The sequence below is a fragment of the Caldimicrobium thiodismutans genome (genome assembly GCF_001548275.1).
In the GTDB taxonomy this organism is placed as follows: Bacteria; Desulfobacterota; Thermodesulfobacteria; order Thermodesulfobacteriales; family Thermodesulfobacteriaceae; genus Caldimicrobium; species Caldimicrobium thiodismutans.
The window spans coordinates 645,674-664,811 of record NZ_AP014945.1 but is presented as its reverse complement, the minus strand read 5'-3'; the positions used below and the strand labels follow the sequence as shown (position 1 = coordinate 664,811).

Here is a 19,138-nt window from a genome sequence, read left to right as displayed (position 1 = left end):
TACTAAAAAACAATTATTTTTAAAGTCAAATGGTAAGCGGGCTTTACTTACATCTGCCTTTTTGCTTAAGCAAATGCCCTTATTGTGATTTTTTTTCTATTCCAAAACGCCCTGATGAAGAACTCTATCTTAAGGCCTTAGAGGTTGAGATAAACCTTAAGGCTGAATATTTAATAAGAAACCTGACAGGAAGCAAAAGAGAAATCCTTACCTTTTATGCAGGAGGGGGTAGCCCAAGTCTTTTTTCACCCTCCTTTTTTGAGAGATTTTTTATGATTTTGGAAAGGTATTTTCCCTTTAAGCCTTTAGAATTAACCTTAGAGGCTAATCCCGAGGGCTTCACCTATGAAAGGGCAAGGGCCTATAGAGAAATAGGTTTCAATCGCTTAAGCCTTGGAATTCAGACCTTTCAACCAAAGGGTCTTTTTTTCTTAGGAAGAAGACACTCTAAGAAAGACGCCTTATCTGCTATAGAAGCAGGTCTTAAAGGGGGATTTAAAAATATCTCCCTTGATTTTATCTATGGCTGGAAGGGCCAGGGAAGCTCAACCCTTAAAAAAGATTTAGACCTTGCTTTAGCCTTTGAAATAACGCATCTTTCCTTTTATGAATTAACCATTTATCCTGAAACCCCCTTTTATAAACTCTATGGGAGAAAGCCTGCCTTTTTAAGAGAAAAAAAGCTCATAGACCTGAAAAAACTCATAAAGGATACCCTTTCTACTGCAGGATTTATGCAATATGAGCTATCTAACTTTACCAAACCCTCCTTTGAATGCAGACACAATCTTCTTTATTGGGAGGTTCAACCCTATCTTGGAATTGGGGCAGGTGCAGTCTCAAGAATTGGAAATCTAAGATTTAAAAATACAGAAGATTTAAAAACTTATTATAAAAGCCTATTAGAGGAAAGAGCTCTTCCCCAGGAGATTCTTGAAACCCTTGATTTTAAAGAACTTGCTAAGGAATATCTTTTTATGGGGCTGAGATTAACTAAGGGGATTGAATTTTCTAAACTTGAGGAGCTAAACTACAAAATAAATGAAGATGCCTTAATCTATCTTTACAAAAGGGATCTTATAGATAGAGAGCCTGAGAGATTCAGGCTGACGGATAAAGGTAGTCTTTTGCATAATCAGGTGGTAAAATTCCTCTGGAATAATCTTGAGAGGTTGAGATGAGGGTATATTTTATTGGAATTGGTGGCATCGGGATGTCAGGGGTTGCAGGCTTATGCAGAGGGCTTGGATTTGAGGTTTGTGGATCAGAGGAAAATCCCCTTTATCCACCCAGCTCTTTTTTACTTAAAGAGCTGGGAATAGAGGTCTTCAAGCCCTCTGAGGAGAACCTTCTTAAATTTAAGCCAGATCTTGTTGTAGTTGGAAATGCTATTTCCTCGTCACATATTGAGGTTGCAAAAGCCAAGGCCCTTAGGATCCCCCTTCTTTCTTTCCCAGAATTCATAGAAAACTTCATTCTTGATAGGAAGAAAGCCCTTGTTATCGCTGGAACACATGGTAAAACTACAACCTCTGCCCTTTTGAGTTTTACTTTATTAAAACTTGAAAAATCGCCTACCTTTCTTGTGGGGGGTATATTAAAGGATACAGGGAAGAACTTTGCTTACGGAAAGGGAGAATTTATGCTTCTTGAGGGAGATGAATATCCCTCAGCCTTCTTTAACAAAAATCCAAAATTTCTCCATTACAAGCCTTTTGGGTTAATACTCACAAGCCTTGAATATGACCATGCGGATGTGTATCCCGATATTAATGCTCTAAAAGAGGCTTTTAAAAAATTACTCAAGCTTTTGCCTATGGAAGGTATTTTGGTTTTCAATCAAGATGACCCTAATCTTGTGGAGATAGTAGAGGCATCCCAACCTCTCTGCAAAATTATTACCTACGGGAAAGGGAAAGCTGATTTTAAGCTCGTAGGCTCAGAAGTTTCCCTTGGAGGGGGAGGCTTTAGAAGTAAGGGGTTAGCAAAGGCTAAAGATGGGGAGGTCTTTGAAATTGACCTTTCAATTCCTGGAGATTACAATCTTTTAAATGCCTTATCCACGATAGCCCTTCTTGAGACCTTAGGATTTCATAGAAAAGATATCCTTGAGGCTATAAAGGATTTTAAGGGAGTTCAGAGGCGTCAGGAGATTCTATTTGCTTCGGAAACCCTCTTAGTGATTGATGACTTTGCGCATCATCCAACCGCCCTTGCTCTTACCCTTAAAGAGCTAAAAAAAGCCTTTCAACCAGAAAAGACAATTCTTTTCTTTGAACCCCGCACTAATTCAAGTAAAAGAAAGGTCTTTCAAAGGGATTATGTAGAGGCTTTAAACGAGGCGGATTTAATTGGGATTAAAGTTCCCCCCGGGCTTGAGAGAATTCCCTTTCAAGATAGAATTGACCTTGAGCAATTGAGAAATGACCTTGAAGACCTTGGGAAAAGGGCCTTCATTCTTGAAAAAGGCCTTATACCCCCTGAGTTTTTTGATTTAACGCAGAAAAGTTTAGTAGTTTTTATGTCCAGTGCCTTTATGCAGGAAGAGATTAAACTTTTTTTCAAAGGTATTGGAAAAAGCCATGCCCAAAATACAGGATGAAAACTGGGAAGCCTTCCCCTATCCTCTGGTAGTAGCAGAGAAGCAAAAAACTGGACCCGCACATAAAATTTTGTATCATAACTCAATCTTTCAAAAGACCTTTCCCACTTTAAAAATTCAACTTAAAAAGACAACCCTTGAGAGTCTCTTTGGCCCGTTTTTTGATGAAGTTGGCTTAGTGTCCTTTCAATTTATGGCTACTCCTTTTTATCTTTTAAATCTTATATTAAGTAAGAAAAGGAGCCTTCACCTCTTTATTGAGGAGAGAGCCTGGCTAAGATTTCCTCAGTGGTTTCACACAGAGAGGTTAGCAAGTCTTGGGAAACTTGCTGGTGAAATCTCTCACGAGCTAAATAATCCCCTTGGGGGCATCCTCCTTTATGCTAATATGATAAAAGAGGAATTTCCTCAGAATCAGCGCTTACAAGAGCTTATTGACAAGGTCATAGCCCTTACTACAAGATGTAGAATTATTGCTAAGGCCCTTCTGGATTTTGGCATGCCAGAAAGAGGTAAAAAGGAATGGGTAAATTTAAATGAGCTAATCTTGAGGATTTATGATCTTATCAGGGATTATCAGGTCTTCAAAAGGATTAAGTTTACCTTTCAATTAGACCCAGGGATTCCTCCTTTTTATGCCAATCCTACCCAAATGGAACAGGTCTTTTTAAATCTTTTCAGCAATGCTGGTGAGGCTATGAAAGGAAAAGGTGAGATCATAGTTGAATCTAAGGCAAGAGATGATAGAATAGAGATAAAGGTGAGTGATACTGGACCGGGTGTGCCCCCTGATATTTTACCCTACATCTTTGATCCCTTTTTTACTACTAAGGTGAAGGGAAAGGGAGTGGGCCTTGGCCTTTCTATCTGCCATAGCATTATTAAAAGGCATGGTGGAAATATTCGGGTAAAAAATAATCCCAGGGGAGGAGCTATTTTTGAAATTATCTTACCCCTTGCTACAAGGGAGGCTTTAAGAGAAGATGTCCTTTAAGGCTAAACTACTCATAGTTGATGATGAGATCTCTATTCGGGAGAGTCTCTTTCAATTTTTTACAAAGGAAGGATATGAAGTAGATCTGGCTCCAGATGGGAAGACCGCAAGAGAGCTCTTTTCAAAATACGAATATGATGTGGTTTTTTTAGATCTTAAGCTTCCTGATGAACATGGTCTGGAACTTCTTAAAGAGCTTCAGGAAAACAATCTGGATACCCAGTTTATAGTTATTTCAGCTTATGGAAATATTGAAACAGCGGTTAATGCGATAAAAACCGGGGCCTTTGATTTTCTTGAAAAACCCTTTTCCATTTATGAAGCCAAACTCTCTTTAGAAAAGGCCTTAGAGAAAAAGAGGCTTACCTTAGAAAATATCTATCTAAAGATGAGCCTTTTGGAAAAAGACGAAAAAGTTCCTTTCATTGGGAAAAATAAACTTATTAAAGAGATCTTAGATAAAGCCAAAATTATTGCTCAGACAGATTCAACTATTCTTATCACCGGGGAATCTGGCACAGGTAAGGGTTTATTAGCCAAAAAAATTCATGAATTTGATAAACTCTATCCCGGCCCTTTTGTATGTGTGGACTGCAGTTGTATTGTGCCCACGCTTTTTGAAAGTGAGCTTTTTGGACATGTAAAAGGGGCTTTTACAGGTGCTCATACCTCTAAAATTGGTAAAATTGAGCTTGCTCAAGATGGGATGCTCTTTTTAGATGAAATTGGGAATATTCCCCTTGACCTTCAGGCCAAATTGCTTAAAGTTGTGGAAGAAAAAGAATTTTCACCAGTTGGAAGCCTTAAACTTGTTAAGGCAAGAGTTAGAATTGTTGCAGCAACTAATAAGAATCTTAAGGAAGAGGTCAAAAAAGGATCCTTCAGGGAAGACCTTTTCTATCGTTTAAATGTGGTGCACTTTCATTTACCTGCCCTTAGAGAAAGAAAAGAGGATATTCCTTTACTTACAGATTATTTTCTTAAATTTTACTGCGAAAAATATCAAAGGCCCCTTAAAAAATTTAGCCCTGAAGTGATTAAAATATTTTTTGAATATAATTGGCCTGGCAATGTGAGAGAATTGAAGCATTTAATAGAAAGATTAGTTATTTTTAGCAAAAATTCAGAGATAACGCAAAAAGATCTCTATTTCGCAGGTTTTGATTATAGAGAAACAGAGGTAAAGGATGCTTCAGAAAAAGCTCTTATAGAGGAGGTTTTACCTGAGGGGGCTAAAATTTTGCCTCTTGAAGAGGTTGAAAGAGCCTATATTCTAAAAGTGCTTGATGAGGTTAAGTGGAATAGGAGCCTTGCAGCAAGACTTCTTGGTATTGACAGAAAGACCCTAAGGGATAAAATTAAAAAATGGGAAAAGGCCTGACCCTGGTTTTCCCATGAGGGCCCTTTTAATTTATCCAGCTTATCCTAATACCTTCTGGAGTTTTAGACACGCTTTAAAACTGATTCATAAAAAAGCTACGCATCCCCCGTTGGGTTTACTTACAGTTGCCAGCCTACTTCCAAAGGATTGGAAATTAGAGATCGTGGATTTAAATGTAAACCCTCTTTCAGAAGAGGTGTTAAAAAAGGCTGATTTAGTTCTTATAAGTGCAATGTCTGTCCAGAGAGACTCAACTGATGAAGTCATTAAAAGGGCTAAAGCCCTTGGTAAAAAAGTCTTGGCAGGGGGGCCTCTTTTTAGCACTTTCTGGAGGGATTATGAGGATAGAGTAGATCATCTTATTTTAGATGAGGCAGAAATTACTCTTCCCAGGTTTTTAGTAGACTGGGAAAAGGGTAACCATCAAAAAATTTACAGAGCTGATGGAGAATATGCAGATCTTACTAAAAGCCCCATCCCCAGTTATCACCTTCTTAACTTTTCCCCTTACACCAGTATGTGTATCCAGTATTCCAGAGGTTGTCCCTTCAATTGTGATTTTTGTGATGTAACTAATCTTTTTGGCCACGCCGTTAGAACTAAAAGCACTGAACAAATACTTATGGAACTTGAAAATCTCTATTCCTTAGGGTGGAGAGGTTCGGTTTTTTTTGTAGACGATAATTTCATCGGGGGAAAGCGTAAAGTAAAGGAGGAGGTTCTACCCGCCTTAATTAAATGGCAAGAGATGCATAAATACCCTTTTTACTTTTATACACAGGTATCCATTAATCTTGCTGATGATGAGGAATTAAGGGAGCTCATGGTAAAAGCTGGTTTTAACTCTGTTTTTATTGGCATTGAAACACCCAATGAAAAAAGTTTAGAAGAAGCTCAGAAAAAACAGAATCTACAAAGGGACCTGGTAGAAAATATAAAAAAGATTCAGAAATCAGGACTTGAAGTGATGGGAGGATTTATTCTTGGTTTTGATCAAGACCCTCCTGATATCTTTGAAAAACTTATTAATTTTATTCAAGAAAGTAAAATAATTATTGCTATGGTAGGCCTCCTTAACGCCCCTCCTGGGACTAAACTTTATCAAAGGCTGCTAACTGAAGGACGCATAAAACCAATCTTTAAAGGTGATAATACAGATATATCTACAAATATCCTTCCCAAGATGGATTATAATAAACTCATAGAGGGATATAAAAAAGTGATCCGAGAGCTCTATAATTCTAAGGCTTATTATAAAAGAATTGAAGACTTTTTAGATAGTTTTTCTATCAAAAGTAAATTCACGATTGATAGACATTATTTAAAGTTTAACTATGGTTATCTTCTTGGTTTAGGAAAAATTCTATTGAAATTTGGTCTGCTTGAGAAAAATAAATTTAATTTTTGGAAAATTTTCTTAAAATGTTTCATTAAAAAAAGAGAAGGCCTCTCCTTAATTTTAGCCCAGATTGCAAGTGGCTATCACTTTAGAGAAATCTTCAAAGAGGCCTTTGAAAACCCAAAAGGTTAAGTTATTTTTTTCACTACATCTCAAAGAAAATCTTTTGAGTATTATTATTTTAAAAAAAAATATCTGGAGGAATGTGAATTATGGAACTTCAGATTAATCAGGCTATCATTCGTGAAGGAATGAGAGATCTTGAAGATTTTAGTGATGTAGATGTTCTTATTGCAGGGGCAGGTCCTTCAGGATTAACAGCAGCTAAATATTTAGCGGAAAGAGGGTTTAAGGTCTTGATCTATGAAAGAAGGCTTTCTTTTGGGGGTGGAATTGGTGGTGGGGGCAATATGATTCCTAAGATAGTTGTTCAGACAGAGGCCTTACCCATTGTTGAAGACTTTAAAATTAGAGCTAAAAAAGTGGAAAACGGCTTTTTCACCATAGACCCAGCGGAACTTATTGCCAAGCTTGCGACTGGTGCTCTTGATGCAGGGGCAAAAATATTCTTAGGCGTGAATGTGGATGATGTAATCGTAAGAGATGCGCCTCCCAGAGTGGTAGGCGTTCTCTGGCACTGGACAGCTATTCAGCTTTCAGGTCTACATGTAGATCCTCTTTACACCCATTGTAAGGCTTTGGTTGATGCTACTGGCCATGATGCTGAGCTGATTGCCATTGCAGGTAGAAAAAATCCTGAACTTGGAATTGAAATGGCTGGAGAAAAATCAAACTGGAGTGAGGTCTCAGAAAGACTGGTGGTTGAGCATACAGGAAGAGTTGCCCAAGGCCTTTATGTTACCGGGATTGCAGTATGTGCGGTTTATGGGCTTCCAAGAATGGGCCCAATTTTTGGCGGGATGCTTATGAGCGGAAAAAAATTGGCTGAAATTATAGAAAAGGATTTAAAAAATGCCTCTAAAGGTAAAGGAAAAGGGAAAAAGGCTGGTTAAGTGCTCCTGGTGTGGTAAAACCATTACTGGAGAGCCCCTTTCAGTAAAAACTTGCTGCGTAAATAAACCCTGGCACTTTTGTGGAGAGACCTGTTATAAACAATTTACAGCGAAGTGGACAAAAAATCAGGATGCCCTTTCTAAAAAGAAAAGTGTCCTGCGTAAGGGAATAATTTAATGCGGTTTAGCAAGAGCCTCTTTTAAGATTTGAGCTAATTTTTTATTAAATCCAGGAAGCCTTGCTATTTCTTCAAGAGAGGCTTCCTTTATTTCTTCAAGACTTCCAAAGGTTTTAAGCAAAACTTCCCTTCTTTTTGGACCAATGCCAGATATATTTTCAAGCCCTGAGAAAATACTTTCTCTTTTTAGTGACCTTTCTGCAAAACTTTGGGCAAAACGATGAGCTTCTGCCATAATCCTTCCAATCAGATGATAAACCTCTTTGTGTTTGGGTAAGAAAAGGGGATTTTTTCGCCCCGGTATAAAAACCTTTTCTGGTTCCCGTCTTTGGTTTTTAGCCACACTTCGTATAGATATGTGCTTAATACCCAAATCTTCTGCGGCTTTGAGGGCAGTCTCTAAGTGCCCTTTTCCTCCATCAATAAGGAGTAAATCTGGAAGATTATTTTCCTCAAGACCCCTTCGTAAGCGACGGTAAACTACCTCATAGAGCATAGAAAAATCATCTTTTCCCTGTCCTTTAATCCTGTAATAGCGATATCCCTTCTTGTATGGTTCTCCTTCATAGAAGGCAACTATAGCCCCTACCCTTGCCTTTCCATAATATTGAGACAAATCTATGGCTTCTATACTATTTGGGTCATCCACTAAGCGAAAAACTTTCTTAAGCTCATCCGAGAGCCCTGCATACCAGGGTTTCTCCTTTCTTTTTTCAGAAAGGACAAAATTTTCAAGATTTTTCTTGGCTACTTCCTTCAAATATTGATATTCTCTCTCTGCAGGAAGGGTCTTGATTTGAACTGGCTTTGAACTCATTTCACTCAAAATCTTTTCATACTCAGATCTATCCTCAAAGTCTTCAGGGACATAAATTTTATCCGGAATAATTTTTCCCTCCAAGTAAAACTGCAAAAGGGCCTTTGAAAGAGCATCTTCCCCATTGAGTGGTTTCTTTGTCTGAAAGGTCTGATAACCATAGAGATAGCCATAGCGAATAAAAAGCACTATAAAAAAATCCTTCTCTCTTTCAGAGACTTTTTCCCAGAGGTCAAGGTCCAGAGGTTGACTTAAAACAACCGCCTGCCTTTCCAGAAGCTCTTTAAGATCTGCTATACGATCCCGAAGGAAAGCAGCTCGCTCAAATTCAAGATTTTCTGCTAAAGCTTCCATCTCTTTTTTTAATTTTTTAAGTAACTCAGCCCCTCTGCCTTGAAAAAATTCAACCACAGCATCCACAAGTTTCTGATACTCCTCTTTGGGGACATTTCTAACACAGGGTGCTAAACACTTTTTGATCTGAAAATAAATACAGGGAGTTTTTCTGCGTTTCATTTCAGCAAGACTACATTTTCTAAGAGGAAAGGTCTTAGAAAGAAGCTTTAATATCTCTCTTAGACCACGGGCTGAGGTAAAGGGGCCAAAATATAAGGCTTGATCACCCTTTTTTCTCTTTCTAACTATTTGAAGGGCAGGATATTCCTCCTGTAAAGAGAGGCGAAGGAGAGGATAATTTTTGTCATCTTTAAGAAGCACATTATACTTTGGTCTATACTTTTTTATAAAGGTTGCCTCAAGTAAAAGGGCTTCTTTTTCCGTTTGAGTGAGAAAATACTCTATACTCTGGGCTTGCTCAAGGAGACGGTAAATTTTAGGAGAGAGGGGCTGACCTTTAAAATAGTTGGAAAGTCTTGCTCTTAAGTCCTTAGCCTTTCCTACATAGAGAACCTCTCCCCTTGGACCTTTAAAAAGATAAATCCCTGAGCTCTGAGGAATCTCCTGTAGGTTTACCTTAAGCATCAACTTCAAATTTAAATCACTCTCAGATAATTCCAAGTAGAAAAAAAATGTCTCTTAAAAATTATCCCTGATCAATTATCCAGAGTGACACTATGAAATAAAACTCTTTATCTGCCAAAAGAGGCAGATTTGAGTCTCATAAGATATGGACCATACATCTAATTGATTCCTGAGAAGATGAGATTATATTTATAAGCATTACTATGATTATTAATGTCCTTGAGGTTATAAATTTAAGAAAATCTTATGGAGAAAGAGAGGCCTTAAAGGGAATTTCCTTTAACCTTCAAAAGGGTGAGCTCTTTTCCCTTCTCGGTCCAAATGGTGCAGGGAAAACAACTACCCTTAGAATTCTTGCAGGACTTACTACCCCCTCTTCTGGAGAAATAAAAATCTTTGGTAAATCTCTTAATGGAAATCACCTCTGGGCCAAAACAAAAATAGGGCTTGTTCCTCAACAAATAAATCTTGATCTTGAGCTAAGCTGTGAGGAAAATCTATTAATTCATGGGCTTCTTTTTAAAATGGAGTTTTCTGCAATTCGTAAAAAGACAGATGAACTTCTTGAACTTGCAGGACTTAAGGATAGAAAAAAATCCAGGGTCAAGGAACTTTCTGGAGGTTTAAGAAGAAGACTTCTTATAATTAGAGCCCTTTTGCATTCCCCTGAAATACTCCTTCTTGATGAACCCACAGTTGGTCTTGATCCAAGTATACGCAGAAAAATCTGGAGCTTTATAAAGCAAATTCAAGGTCAAGGAACTACTATCTTACTTACCACTCATTATATGGAAGAGGCAGAGGTTTTATCCGATAGGGTTGCCTTTATATCCCAGGGAAAAATTATAGAGATTGATACTCCCGTTAACTTTATCAAAGGCTTAGGAGAGGTAGCTCTGGATGTTTTTTCTGAAAAGGGACTTATAACCTATTATTTTAAAGATAAAAAAACCGCTGAATCCGGTTTTCTCCAATATTCGGAGAGAAATAATTTTGTAAGTATGCGAAAAATAACCTTAGAAGATGTCTTTGTAAAACTTACGGAGAAAGAAGGGATATGAAGGGTTTTTTAGCCATTTATCTCAGGGAAATTCTGCTTCTTAAAAAGCGTTTTTTCAGGGTTCTTTTATCTTTTTCCATTAATCCTCTACTTTATATTATGGCCTTTGGTATAGGGCTTGGAAAGGGAATTTTCCTTCAGGGTAGGTCTTACCTTGAATTTTTAATTCCTGGTCTGATTTCAGCAAGCAGCATGTTACAGGCCTTCGCTATAAATGTGGAAATCAATGTAGCAAGATTTTATCTCAAGGTCTTTGAGGAGTTTCAGAGTGCCCCTCTTTCTTCTTTAAGTTATGCTCTGGGAGAGGTTTTTTCAGGGGTAACCCGGGCTTTTCTTTCAGTTATTCTCATTCTTCTTTTGGCTCAGCTCTTTGGAGGTGTAAAGATTCAGTTAAATCCCCTCTTTTTTATGATAGTTTTTTTAAACGCCTTTATTTTTGCTTCTCTTGGGCTTGCATCTGCTATGACAATCAAAGCCCACGCAGACCAAACCTTAATTACAAACTTCATCATCACCCCCATGATGTTTCTTGGAGGCACCTTTTTTCCCGTCGAAAATCTACCAGGATTCATAAAACCAATTATTGAAATCCTACCTTTAACTCTAGTCTCCCATAATTTAAGAAGTCTTGCCTGGGGTCAAGGTGCACAGATCAAAGATATCCTCATCCTTTGCATACTCGCCCTTGTATTTTTTGTCCTTTCAATTTATACTATACAGAGGGCAAAAGACTAAAATGGAAATACAAGAGCTTTTTAACGATTCCAAAGCCCTTAAATTGACCTGGCTAAGCCTTGGGACAAGTTTTTTTATTTGTGTCCTTAAATTTCTGGCCTATTCTGTGACAGGTTCTGTGGCTATCTATTCCGATGCTATGGAATCGATTATAAATATTTTCTCCGCTTTCTTTGCCATGATAGGAACAAAAATTGCAATAAAACCCTCAGACAGGGAACACCCTTATGGCCATACAAAGATAGAATATTTAGTTGCTCTATTAGAGAGTCTGTTTATTATTTTTGCCTCAATTACCATCTTCTGGAAGGCCTATCAGAGGCTATTTAAACCCGAAGCTCCTGAAACTCTCGGTATTGGTCTTATTCTTATTACCCTAAGCTTGCTTCTAAACGGACTTCTCTCTTTAAAAATATATAAACAAGGCAAAAAGGAGGCCTCTCCTATTCTTATTTCCCATGCCACCCATCTTTTTACTGATGTCCTCACAACCGTTGGAATTCTGATAGGTATCCTTTTAGCCAAATTACTTAACTTCTGGTATCTTGATCCTATTCTTGCCATATTGGTAAGTTTAAATATTCTATATCTGGGCTACAAGATCTTAAAAGATGCAATAAACTCTCTTCTGGATGTCAGTCTCTGTCAAGAAAAAATCAGAGATATCCATAAGATTATTGAGAGCACTATTCATAAAAGTTCTATCCACGAGGCAGAGATTCACGACTTTAAAAGTAGAAAAGCGGGAAGAAGTGGTTTTGTAGAGTTTCACTTAACTGTGCCAGGAAAAATTTCAGTTCAAGAGGCACACGATCTCTGCGATGAGATTGAAAGACAGATCAAGACTACCCATCCCGAGATATCGGTAACTATTCACCTTGAACCTGATACTGAGAAAAAGTAAAGCCTATTTAGAAAGCTCCTTTTTAATCTTCTCAGCAATCTCAGTTAATCTATTCCGTAAAGATTCGCGTTCTCTTTTAGCATAGGCTCCTAAAATCAGTTTAAGGCCACCCTCCTCTTGTTTAAGATAGGCCCAGACGGTTTTAGGGTCAAAATAATAAACCAAAAAGAGACCAAACATCATTAGAATAAATCCAAGATAAACTACCCAGTTACCGGGATCTCTTTTGGCCTGAAGACCAGTCATATAATTTAATTTAGCAACATCCTCATACTCAATAGAAAATTTATCTTTTGAAAAAGATACCTCTAAGGGAGGAAATCCACTAATTATCATCCCTTCTCTGGTCTGCCCTTCCTCCTCATCAAGGATCCAGAGCCTTAAATAAATAAACCCGTGAGCCTCTCCATAGTCTCGTAGGGCGATAGAATAGCGCTCCTTAAGCATAAGAGGATTAAAGGGTGAAAGAATCTTTTCCTCAATTTTCCCGTTAAAATTAACCTTTACCTTAAACTCTGGAATCACATTGTAACTTGCCTGATAAAAAGTTACATCCTTATACTTAAAAGGTTGATTCACCTTAATAATTGCAGATTGAGTTGTATTTCCATCAAGGACGGTCACATTAGAAATATATTCCTTGGGCATTCCATTGGGATAGGTCTCAAGAATGAATTTGTTAAGTTTAAGAGAAAAATCAAGCTGAACAGGATCTTTTTTTCTAAAGGGTTGAACAATATTTGAGGTTTCTCCCTCAAGAATATTCATATTGCCTCTCCAACCAAAAAAGGCACCTATTAAAGCTCCGATAATAACAATAACAAGGGAGAAGTGGACCACATATACGGAAAAAAAAGAAAATCTATTCTGGGTCTTGTAAAAAAGCTCCCCCTTTTCAAAAGTTTTATTTACACTCTTTAAAGCAAGGACATCTTGAAGATAGGCCTTTATGCGCCCGATATCTCCATTTAAATTAACTACCACTTTGTTCGGTAAATTTTCAGGATTAACTTCAGCAGGATCTCTTTTATAAAGCTTAAGAGTAAAGGGTAATCTCTTTAATGAACAGGCAATTAGATTAGCCAAAAATAAAAAAAGAGCAGATATATACCACCATGAGTGATAGGCATCTTGAATTTGAAAAAAAAGGATTAATTTACCCAGGCCCTGACCATACTTGGTGAGATAAAATTCATGAGGTTGCCCCTGTGGAATAATGGTCCCTAAGATAGAAATACCTGCAAGGACAAAGAATAAAACAATTGCTAATCTGGCAGATGCCAGCTCATCTAAGATTCTTTTCATACTTAACCTCCTGAGATTTAACTTTTCATTTTATCATGTTTCTTAAAATTAACAAGTTAAAAAGTCTTGAATTATACCAAAAAATGTTTAAAAATATTAATAAAAACACAAAAACCTTTGTAAGGTCATAAGAGATGAACAAGATAAGTAAAAGTGAATATTATTCAGAAGAAAGGGAAAAGCTTTCAGGGTTTGGTGAACCCGATTTAAAAGCTATATTTAAAGGTGGGCAGGCCTTAGCCAAAGCTCCTCAGATTTACGGAGTCCCTACAGGTATTAATGGCTTAGATGAGCTCTTTTTCTTAGTAACCTCTGAAAAGGGTAATATTGTTAAAAAACCACTGGGGGGTATTCCAGCTTATTCGGTTTTTAATATAACCGGGATCTCTGATACTGGTAAATCTCTTATGGTGGAACAATTTGCAGTAAAACAGGCCAGCCTTGGAGAAAAAGTAGCCTTTGTAACAGTTGAAGCTCCTGCCAATTTTGTTGCAATCTCCCTTAAATTAAGAGCAGAGGCTATGGGGCTTAATTTTCATAACTTTGAGGACAATATTATTCTGATTGATGCAGCAAGCTCAAGTAGATTAAGAGATAATTTACCAGATTTGCTGGCTACTTTATCATATGCCATTCAGCAATTTGGGGTAAAGTTTACTATTATTGACTCAGTAACTGGGCTATTTGAAACCAAAGAGATGTTAGCCCGGGCTATTGTGCGAAGGCTTTTTAACTTTTTAAAAAAATTTTATCAAACTGCCCTTCTGGTATCTCAGAAAAGGAGTGGCCATGAAGAGCTTACCGCTGAAGCTGCTGGTGGTTATGCTGTGGGACATATTGTTGACGGCACCATGGTTCTTGCCAAGGAACTTATTGATTCCCCATATAAGGCCAAACTTTATCGTAAAGAGATGGGACAAATCGTTAGGCTTTTTAGAATTGATGGCTGTAGAATGTGCGGTCACGATACCAAGACACATTTTCTGGAGATACTTGAAACAGGTTTAGTTGTTATTAAAGATCCAGTGGGAGGACAAAAATAATCAAAAGGGGGGTTGAAAATGGTAATCAGACTTGAAGCACCACCAGTATATGAACAGGAAATAGAGCAGATGGTTACCAGGGTCTTTTTTAAGGCTATAGAACTGCTGGGGGGCTTGAGTAAATTAGCTGAATTTAGAACTCTTACCTGGCTTCCATCCTTAGCCAGAGCTGCATCAGCAGTGGTGCTTAAAGAGGAATACATGAAAAGTGATGAGGAGATTGCTCAAAAAATTGGGCTGACAAAAAATACAGTTAAAAATATTTTAAGGGCAGATCCTGAACTTGCCCTGCAGAAGATTAAATCTCTTGAAGAGTTAGCCTCTGAAGAAACCAAGGATCTTAAGGTTCACACTGCGGGAGGGATTGCTAAATTAGCTTATAAAGAGATAAAAGAAGGGCATGAAGCCCAGACTCTTCTCTATTATTGCAGTCTGGTTGCCTCTGAAGTTGCTAAAGCTTTAGATGTCCCCTGGGCCTATCAAATACTAAAAAGAACAAAAGGCATAAAGTATCCAATTTTCTCTAAAGAGGACCTTAAAGAAAGATTAGCCGGGTTAAGTATTAAAGGTAATCCCATTGAAGAAATTCTGAGTTCTCTCCATTATCCTCTGAAAACCCCTGCTTTGCTAATCCATGAAATCAAGGAATATCTCCTTATGAAAGAACAGGCATAACCCCCTCCCTTTTTTGTTTTTGTCTGTTATATTTAAGAAAAAGTCAGCTTTGTAACAACCTTGCATATCAAAAGACTTGAAATTTACGGATTTAAATCCTTTCCCTACAAAGTAGTGCTACCCCTTTCAAAGGGTATTACTGCTATTGTTGGTCCAAATGGGTCTGGTAAAAGCAATATTTTAGATGCAATTAAATGGGTTCTTGGTGAACAGAGTCCAAAAAGATTAAGAGTAAAGGATCTCAACGATTTAATATTTTCAGGTAATTCTGATAAAAAAATTGACTTTGCTGAAGTAAAATTAGTCCTTTCTCACGAGCCTCCAATCTTTGAAAAATATAAAGATTTAGAAGAAATTGTAATTATTAGAAGATTTTACCGTGATGGAGAGGGAGAGTTTTTTATAAACAATCGGGCTTGCAGGCTCAAGGACATACATTTTCTCTTTTTAGACTTAGGAGTTAATCCTCAAAGCTATGGAATCATTGATCAAGGAGAAATAAATAAATTTTTAGAGATCTCCCCCAAAGAGAGGAAGAGATTTCTTGAAGATTTGGCAGGAATAACCAAACTTAAGGTCACTGAAGAGGAAACAGAAAAAAATATATTTCAAACAGAACAAAATCTCATACGCTTAACAGACATACTCAAAGAAGTTGAAAGCCAGTATTATCATCTGAAAGAGCAGGCTGAAACTGCCAGAAAATATTTAACCCTTAAAGAAGATTTAAAGAAATATTCTCTTATACATTTAGGTTTGCTTTATAAACAAGCTCTTGAGAAAAAAAGAAATATTTTAGAAAAAATTAATGAAGTAAAATTGAAAAAAATTTCATTAGAGAAGTCCTTAGAAAGAATAGAAGATGAAGAAAGAGAAGTTTACAAAGAGATATTAAACTTGGAGAGACAATCTAAGGATTTAAAAAAAGATAAGGTTGAAAAAGAAGAAGAACTCAAAAAGATTGAAGAAAAATTGAGTGGATTTTATAAAGAAGAAAGTAAAATTACACAAAAACTTGAACAGGAAAAGATCAAAGAATCTACAGAAATTCAGAGAAAAAACTTACTTTTGCAACAAATAGAACTAATTAAAAAGGAGCTTGAGACAAAGAAAGAAAAAGCAGAAAATTTTGAAATAATACTAAGAGATTTAAAAGCTAAAAGAGATAAACTTTTAAAAGAATTATCGGAAAAACAAAAGAAAAAACAGAAACTTAATCAAGAATATGATGCAATAAAAAAAGAAGGCATTCGCTTTAGAGAAAAAAAAGATTTCTTAGAAAGAGAGTTAAGCTTTATACATAAAGAGCTTGCTCTAAAAGAGGGGGAGGCACAAGAGATAGAAGACTCTCAAAACAAACTTTTAGAAGAAAAAGAACTTTTAGAAAAAATTGTCCTCCAAAAAACCAGAGAAAGAGAGGACTTAGAAAGGGAAATAGTTTCTCTAAAAAATTCTTCAGATGCACTCAAAGCAAAGTTGAAGGAAGTTCAAGAGAAAAAAAGGGAGTTAATTTCAGAAAAAAAGACTACAGAAGAAAAAATTAGACTTCTTTCTCAAATCTTAAATAGTGAAGAAAGGAATTTTAATTCTAAACTTTTAGAAAAAACCATAGGAAATTATCTCAAACATCCACTTGAAGACCTTGCTATCCTTGAAAATTATTATGGAGATCTATTGAAAGCTATTATCATTAATGATATAGAAGAAATAAACTCAATAATTGAAAAAGAAAAGGGAAATCTCATCTTTGTAAAGGAATCCGCTCTATCTTCTATTCCTTTTGGCTTAAAAAAATTGGAATCTAAATATTATACCTCTGAATCTATACCAGAAGACTTTGTTTTTCTTAAAGATAAAAAGCTTCTCATCTCCCCACAGGGCTTTATCCTTTATCTTAAAGACACAAAAAAAGGTTACTTCAGTCTTAAAAGGGAAAAGGAACTTTTTGAAAAAAATTTAGTGGCAATTGATGAAAAATTAACACAACTAAATGAGAGTGAATTATTTATTAAAGAAGAACTTAATAAAATAGAAAAGATATTATTTGATAAAGAAAAGAAAAAAATAGAAAAAGACGAGGAGATAAAAAAGATAAATATAACTCTTTCTCAATTTGAACAAAAAAGAATTCGTCTGGAAGAAAATCTTAAAGGAATTAGAGAAAATCTTCAAACTCTATTAAAAAGAAAAGAACATCTTGAAGGTGAAAAAAAAGAACTTGAAGGTAAGATAAATAGAATAAGTCAAAATGAGAGCGAACTCTCTAAATTAATAAAAGAGCTTTTAGAAGAAATAAAAAATTTTGAAGGCGAAAAAAATCGTGTTGAAAGTGAGATATCAGAAGCTGAAAAGAAAGTTATAAAGATAAAAGCAGAAAAAGAACAGCTCTTTAAAAGAAAAGATGAAATTATCAGTGAAATAGAATCAATTGATAGATTTTTAAAAAACACTAAACATAATTACGAGATTCTGTTGAATGAGGTCAATTATTTAAGAGAAAAAATCAATGAAGAAAGGAAGAAAAAAGAGCTATTAAAATCTACCCTAAAGGTTTTTGAAGAACAAATAGCCTCCTCTGAAAATCTTTTGATGGAAAAAAATTCCTTTTTGAGAGATATACTTAACAAAAAGAAAATTATAGAAAAAGAAAAAGAGAAGTTTTTACAAAATTTACATAGTTTAGAGCTTGATTTAACTGAAGTAAATTTAAATCTTGAGAATCTAAAAAGAGAATTAAGGGAGCTTATAGGTGAGGATGCTAACCCGGAAGATCTACTCAAAGATATGGTTAACCCTTTAAATCTTCAAGAAATAGAGAAAAAACTTGAGGAACTGAAAGGGGAATTAAAAAATTTTCCCGAGGTAAATCTTACAAGTATAAAAGAATTTGAAAGAATAGCTGAGAGGTATGATACTCTCCTAAGCCAAAAAAAAGATTTAGAAAATGCCATAGAGCATCTCAAAAAAATACTCAAAGAATTAAGAGTCAGGGCTGAAAAGCAACTTCTGGCTACTCTTAAAAGCGTAAATGAAAAGCTCAGAGAAATCTTTCCCTTAATTATGGAAAAAGTTACCGCTGAACTGTATTTAACAGAAGAGGACCCTTTAAAGGCAGGTCTTGAGTTAAAACTTTCATCCCCTTACAAAAACATTAAACACCTTCACATGCTCTCAGGAGGAGAAAAAGCCCTTTGCGTTATCTCTATTCTTATAGCTTTTTATCTAACTAAGCCTGGACCATTCTGTATTCTTGATGAAGTAGATGCTCCACTTGATGAAAAAAATTCACTTAAATTCATTAGGTTAATGAAAAAAATTAAGGAAAATTCTCAAATTATTCTTATTACCCATAATATTCATGTGATGAAAGAGGTTGATCACTTAGTTGGAGTAACTATGGAAGAAAAAGGTGTATCTAAATTGGTGAAACTAAATGTAAAGGATTAATCCAAATAAATTTAGGAGAGAGAGTAGAAAAAGCCATTTCTGATATTAACTGAGATAGAGACTCTCTCTCTTGCATGGACATTTCAATAAACTTCACTCCAAATTCTGTGAATTTATTTTGCTTCACCCAGCGAACCTGCGCTTTAAGCTTTATTTTATATTTACATTTTATATTTAAATAAAGTATATCCCCAGAATCAATAAAAAAACTGTATCAATTCTGAGTCTTGCTCCCTCAGCACTGATGTCTAAAATTTCATCCTGTGTTTTAATTCCTGATTCAAAGGCTATTACACACTCACACCTTAAATGATGTCTTGTATAATATCGTTTTTCAAGGCCCATTTATCTAAGATAGGTATAAGAAAGAGAAGAAAGGGCCAAAGATGATAAAAACGCCGATAAAATTTGGGTGGTTTCCATGTCCAAAGGATCAAACTTCAAACCAATTACCATATTATTTCCTTCTATCATCCATTTTACTCCCTTTACTTTAAAAGTTTTATTACCCTTTATAACCAAATTCAGATGATCCCCTTCTTTTATGGGATAGGATAATGAAATCCCTTTTCATGAGAAGCTGTTCCCTCTAAAAAGACTTGG

The 19,138-nt window shown here is 36.0% G+C and carries 16 protein-coding genes; 13 read left to right on the top strand and 3 right to left on the bottom strand.

What is annotated here, in order from left to right; genetic code table 11:
* Positions 1–29 precede the first annotated feature (29 nt).
* The 7 genes from hemW to THC_RS03215 all read left to right on the top strand — a co-directional run bounded on the left by hemW (position 30) and on the right by THC_RS03215 (position 7,567).
* Positions 30–1,181 carry a radical SAM family heme chaperone HemW gene (hemW, locus tag THC_RS03245; RefSeq protein ID WP_068513264.1) on the top strand — a complete coding sequence of 384 codons (1,152 nt, stop codon included), beginning with the start codon at positions 30–32 and terminating at the stop codon, positions 1,179–1,181.
* A complete protein-coding gene (locus THC_RS03240) occupies positions 1,178–2,602 on the top strand; it encodes a UDP-N-acetylmuramate--L-alanine ligase (protein WP_068513262.1) in 1,425 nt (474 codons plus the stop codon). The genes hemW and THC_RS03240 overlap by 4 nt, the downstream gene beginning before the upstream one ends.
* Positions 2,583–3,596, top strand: coding sequence for a sensor histidine kinase (locus THC_RS03235; RefSeq protein WP_148638812.1), 1,014 nt, complete (start codon positions 2,583–2,585; stop codon positions 3,594–3,596). Before THC_RS03240 ends, THC_RS03235 begins: the two co-directional genes overlap by 20 nt.
* Positions 3,586–4,977 carry a sigma-54-dependent transcriptional regulator gene (locus THC_RS03230; RefSeq protein ID WP_068513256.1) on the top strand — a complete coding sequence of 464 codons (1,392 nt, stop codon included), beginning with the start codon at positions 3,586–3,588 and terminating at the stop codon, positions 4,975–4,977. Before THC_RS03235 ends, THC_RS03230 begins: the two co-directional genes overlap by 11 nt.
* Before the next feature lie 13 nt (positions 4,978–4,990).
* The gene (locus THC_RS03225) at positions 4,991–6,508 is read left to right on the top strand and encodes a B12-binding domain-containing radical SAM protein (protein WP_068513253.1); all 1,518 of its coding nucleotides are present in this window, start codon (positions 4,991–4,993) and stop codon (positions 6,506–6,508) included.
* Between the two features lie 80 nt (positions 6,509–6,588).
* Positions 6,589–7,389, top strand: a complete 801-nt coding sequence (locus tag THC_RS03220; protein WP_068513250.1) for a sulfide-dependent adenosine diphosphate thiazole synthase — start codon at positions 6,589–6,591, stop codon at positions 7,387–7,389.
* Positions 7,349–7,567 (top strand): TRASH domain-containing protein, encoded by a 219-nt coding sequence (locus THC_RS03215; RefSeq protein WP_068513247.1) that lies wholly within the window; start codon positions 7,349–7,351, stop codon positions 7,565–7,567. Before THC_RS03220 ends, THC_RS03215 begins: the two co-directional genes overlap by 41 nt.
* Here THC_RS03215 and uvrC read toward each other — a convergent pair.
* Positions 7,564–9,366 carry an excinuclease ABC subunit UvrC gene (gene uvrC, locus THC_RS03210; RefSeq protein WP_148638811.1) on the bottom strand — a complete coding sequence of 601 codons (1,803 nt, stop codon included), beginning with the start codon at positions 9,364–9,366 and terminating at the stop codon, positions 7,564–7,566. The genes THC_RS03215 and uvrC overlap by 4 nt on opposite strands.
* A gap of 203 nt (positions 9,367–9,569) precedes the next feature.
* Here uvrC and THC_RS03205 point away from each other — a divergent pair, with 203 nt between their 5' ends.
* Genes THC_RS03205 through THC_RS03195 form a run of 3 tightly spaced genes read left to right on the top strand, consistent with a single transcriptional unit; the run spans position 9,570 to position 12,065 of the window.
* Positions 9,570–10,427, top strand: coding sequence for an ABC transporter ATP-binding protein (locus THC_RS03205; protein WP_068513242.1), 858 nt, complete (start codon positions 9,570–9,572; stop codon positions 10,425–10,427).
* On the top strand, positions 10,424–11,161 hold the full coding sequence (locus tag THC_RS03200; RefSeq protein WP_068513240.1) for an ABC transporter permease: 738 nt from the start codon (positions 10,424–10,426) through the stop codon (positions 11,159–11,161). The genes THC_RS03205 and THC_RS03200 overlap by 4 nt, the downstream gene beginning before the upstream one ends.
* Before the next feature lies 1 nt (position 11,162).
* Positions 11,163–12,065 (top strand): cation diffusion facilitator family transporter, encoded by a 903-nt coding sequence (locus THC_RS03195; RefSeq protein ID WP_068513237.1) that lies wholly within the window; start codon positions 11,163–11,165, stop codon positions 12,063–12,065.
* Positions 12,066–12,068: 3 nt separating this feature from the next.
* Here the strand turns inward: THC_RS03195 and resB are convergent, their stop codons facing one another.
* The gene (resB, locus tag THC_RS03190; protein ID WP_068513233.1) at positions 12,069–13,370 is read right to left on the bottom strand and encodes a cytochrome c biogenesis protein ResB; all 1,302 of its coding nucleotides are present in this window, start codon (positions 13,368–13,370) and stop codon (positions 12,069–12,071) included.
* A gap of 134 nt (positions 13,371–13,504) precedes the next feature.
* Here resB and THC_RS03185 point away from each other — a divergent pair, with 134 nt between their 5' ends.
* The 3 genes from THC_RS03185 to THC_RS03175 are packed head-to-tail and all read left to right on the top strand — an operon-like array spanning position 13,505 to position 18,535.
* Positions 13,505–14,413: a KaiC domain-containing protein gene (locus THC_RS03185; protein ID WP_082706257.1), complete on the top strand. Its 909-nt coding sequence runs from the start codon at positions 13,505–13,507 to the stop codon at positions 14,411–14,413.
* Positions 14,414–14,431: 18 nt separating this feature from the next.
* Positions 14,432–15,088 (top strand): bacterio-opsin activator, encoded by a 657-nt coding sequence (locus tag THC_RS03180; protein ID WP_068513230.1) that lies wholly within the window; start codon positions 14,432–14,434, stop codon positions 15,086–15,088.
* A gap of 60 nt (positions 15,089–15,148) precedes the next feature.
* Complete coding sequence (locus THC_RS03175; RefSeq protein WP_068513227.1) at positions 15,149–18,535, top strand: chromosome segregation SMC family protein; 3,387 nt, start codon at positions 15,149–15,151, stop codon at positions 18,533–18,535.
* Here THC_RS03175 and THC_RS09750 read toward each other — a convergent pair.
* Positions 18,504–18,722, bottom strand: coding sequence for a PilZ domain-containing protein (locus tag THC_RS09750; RefSeq protein ID WP_407922080.1), 219 nt, complete (start codon positions 18,720–18,722; stop codon positions 18,504–18,506). The genes THC_RS03175 and THC_RS09750 overlap by 32 nt on opposite strands.
* Positions 18,723–19,138: the final 416 nt, after the last annotated feature.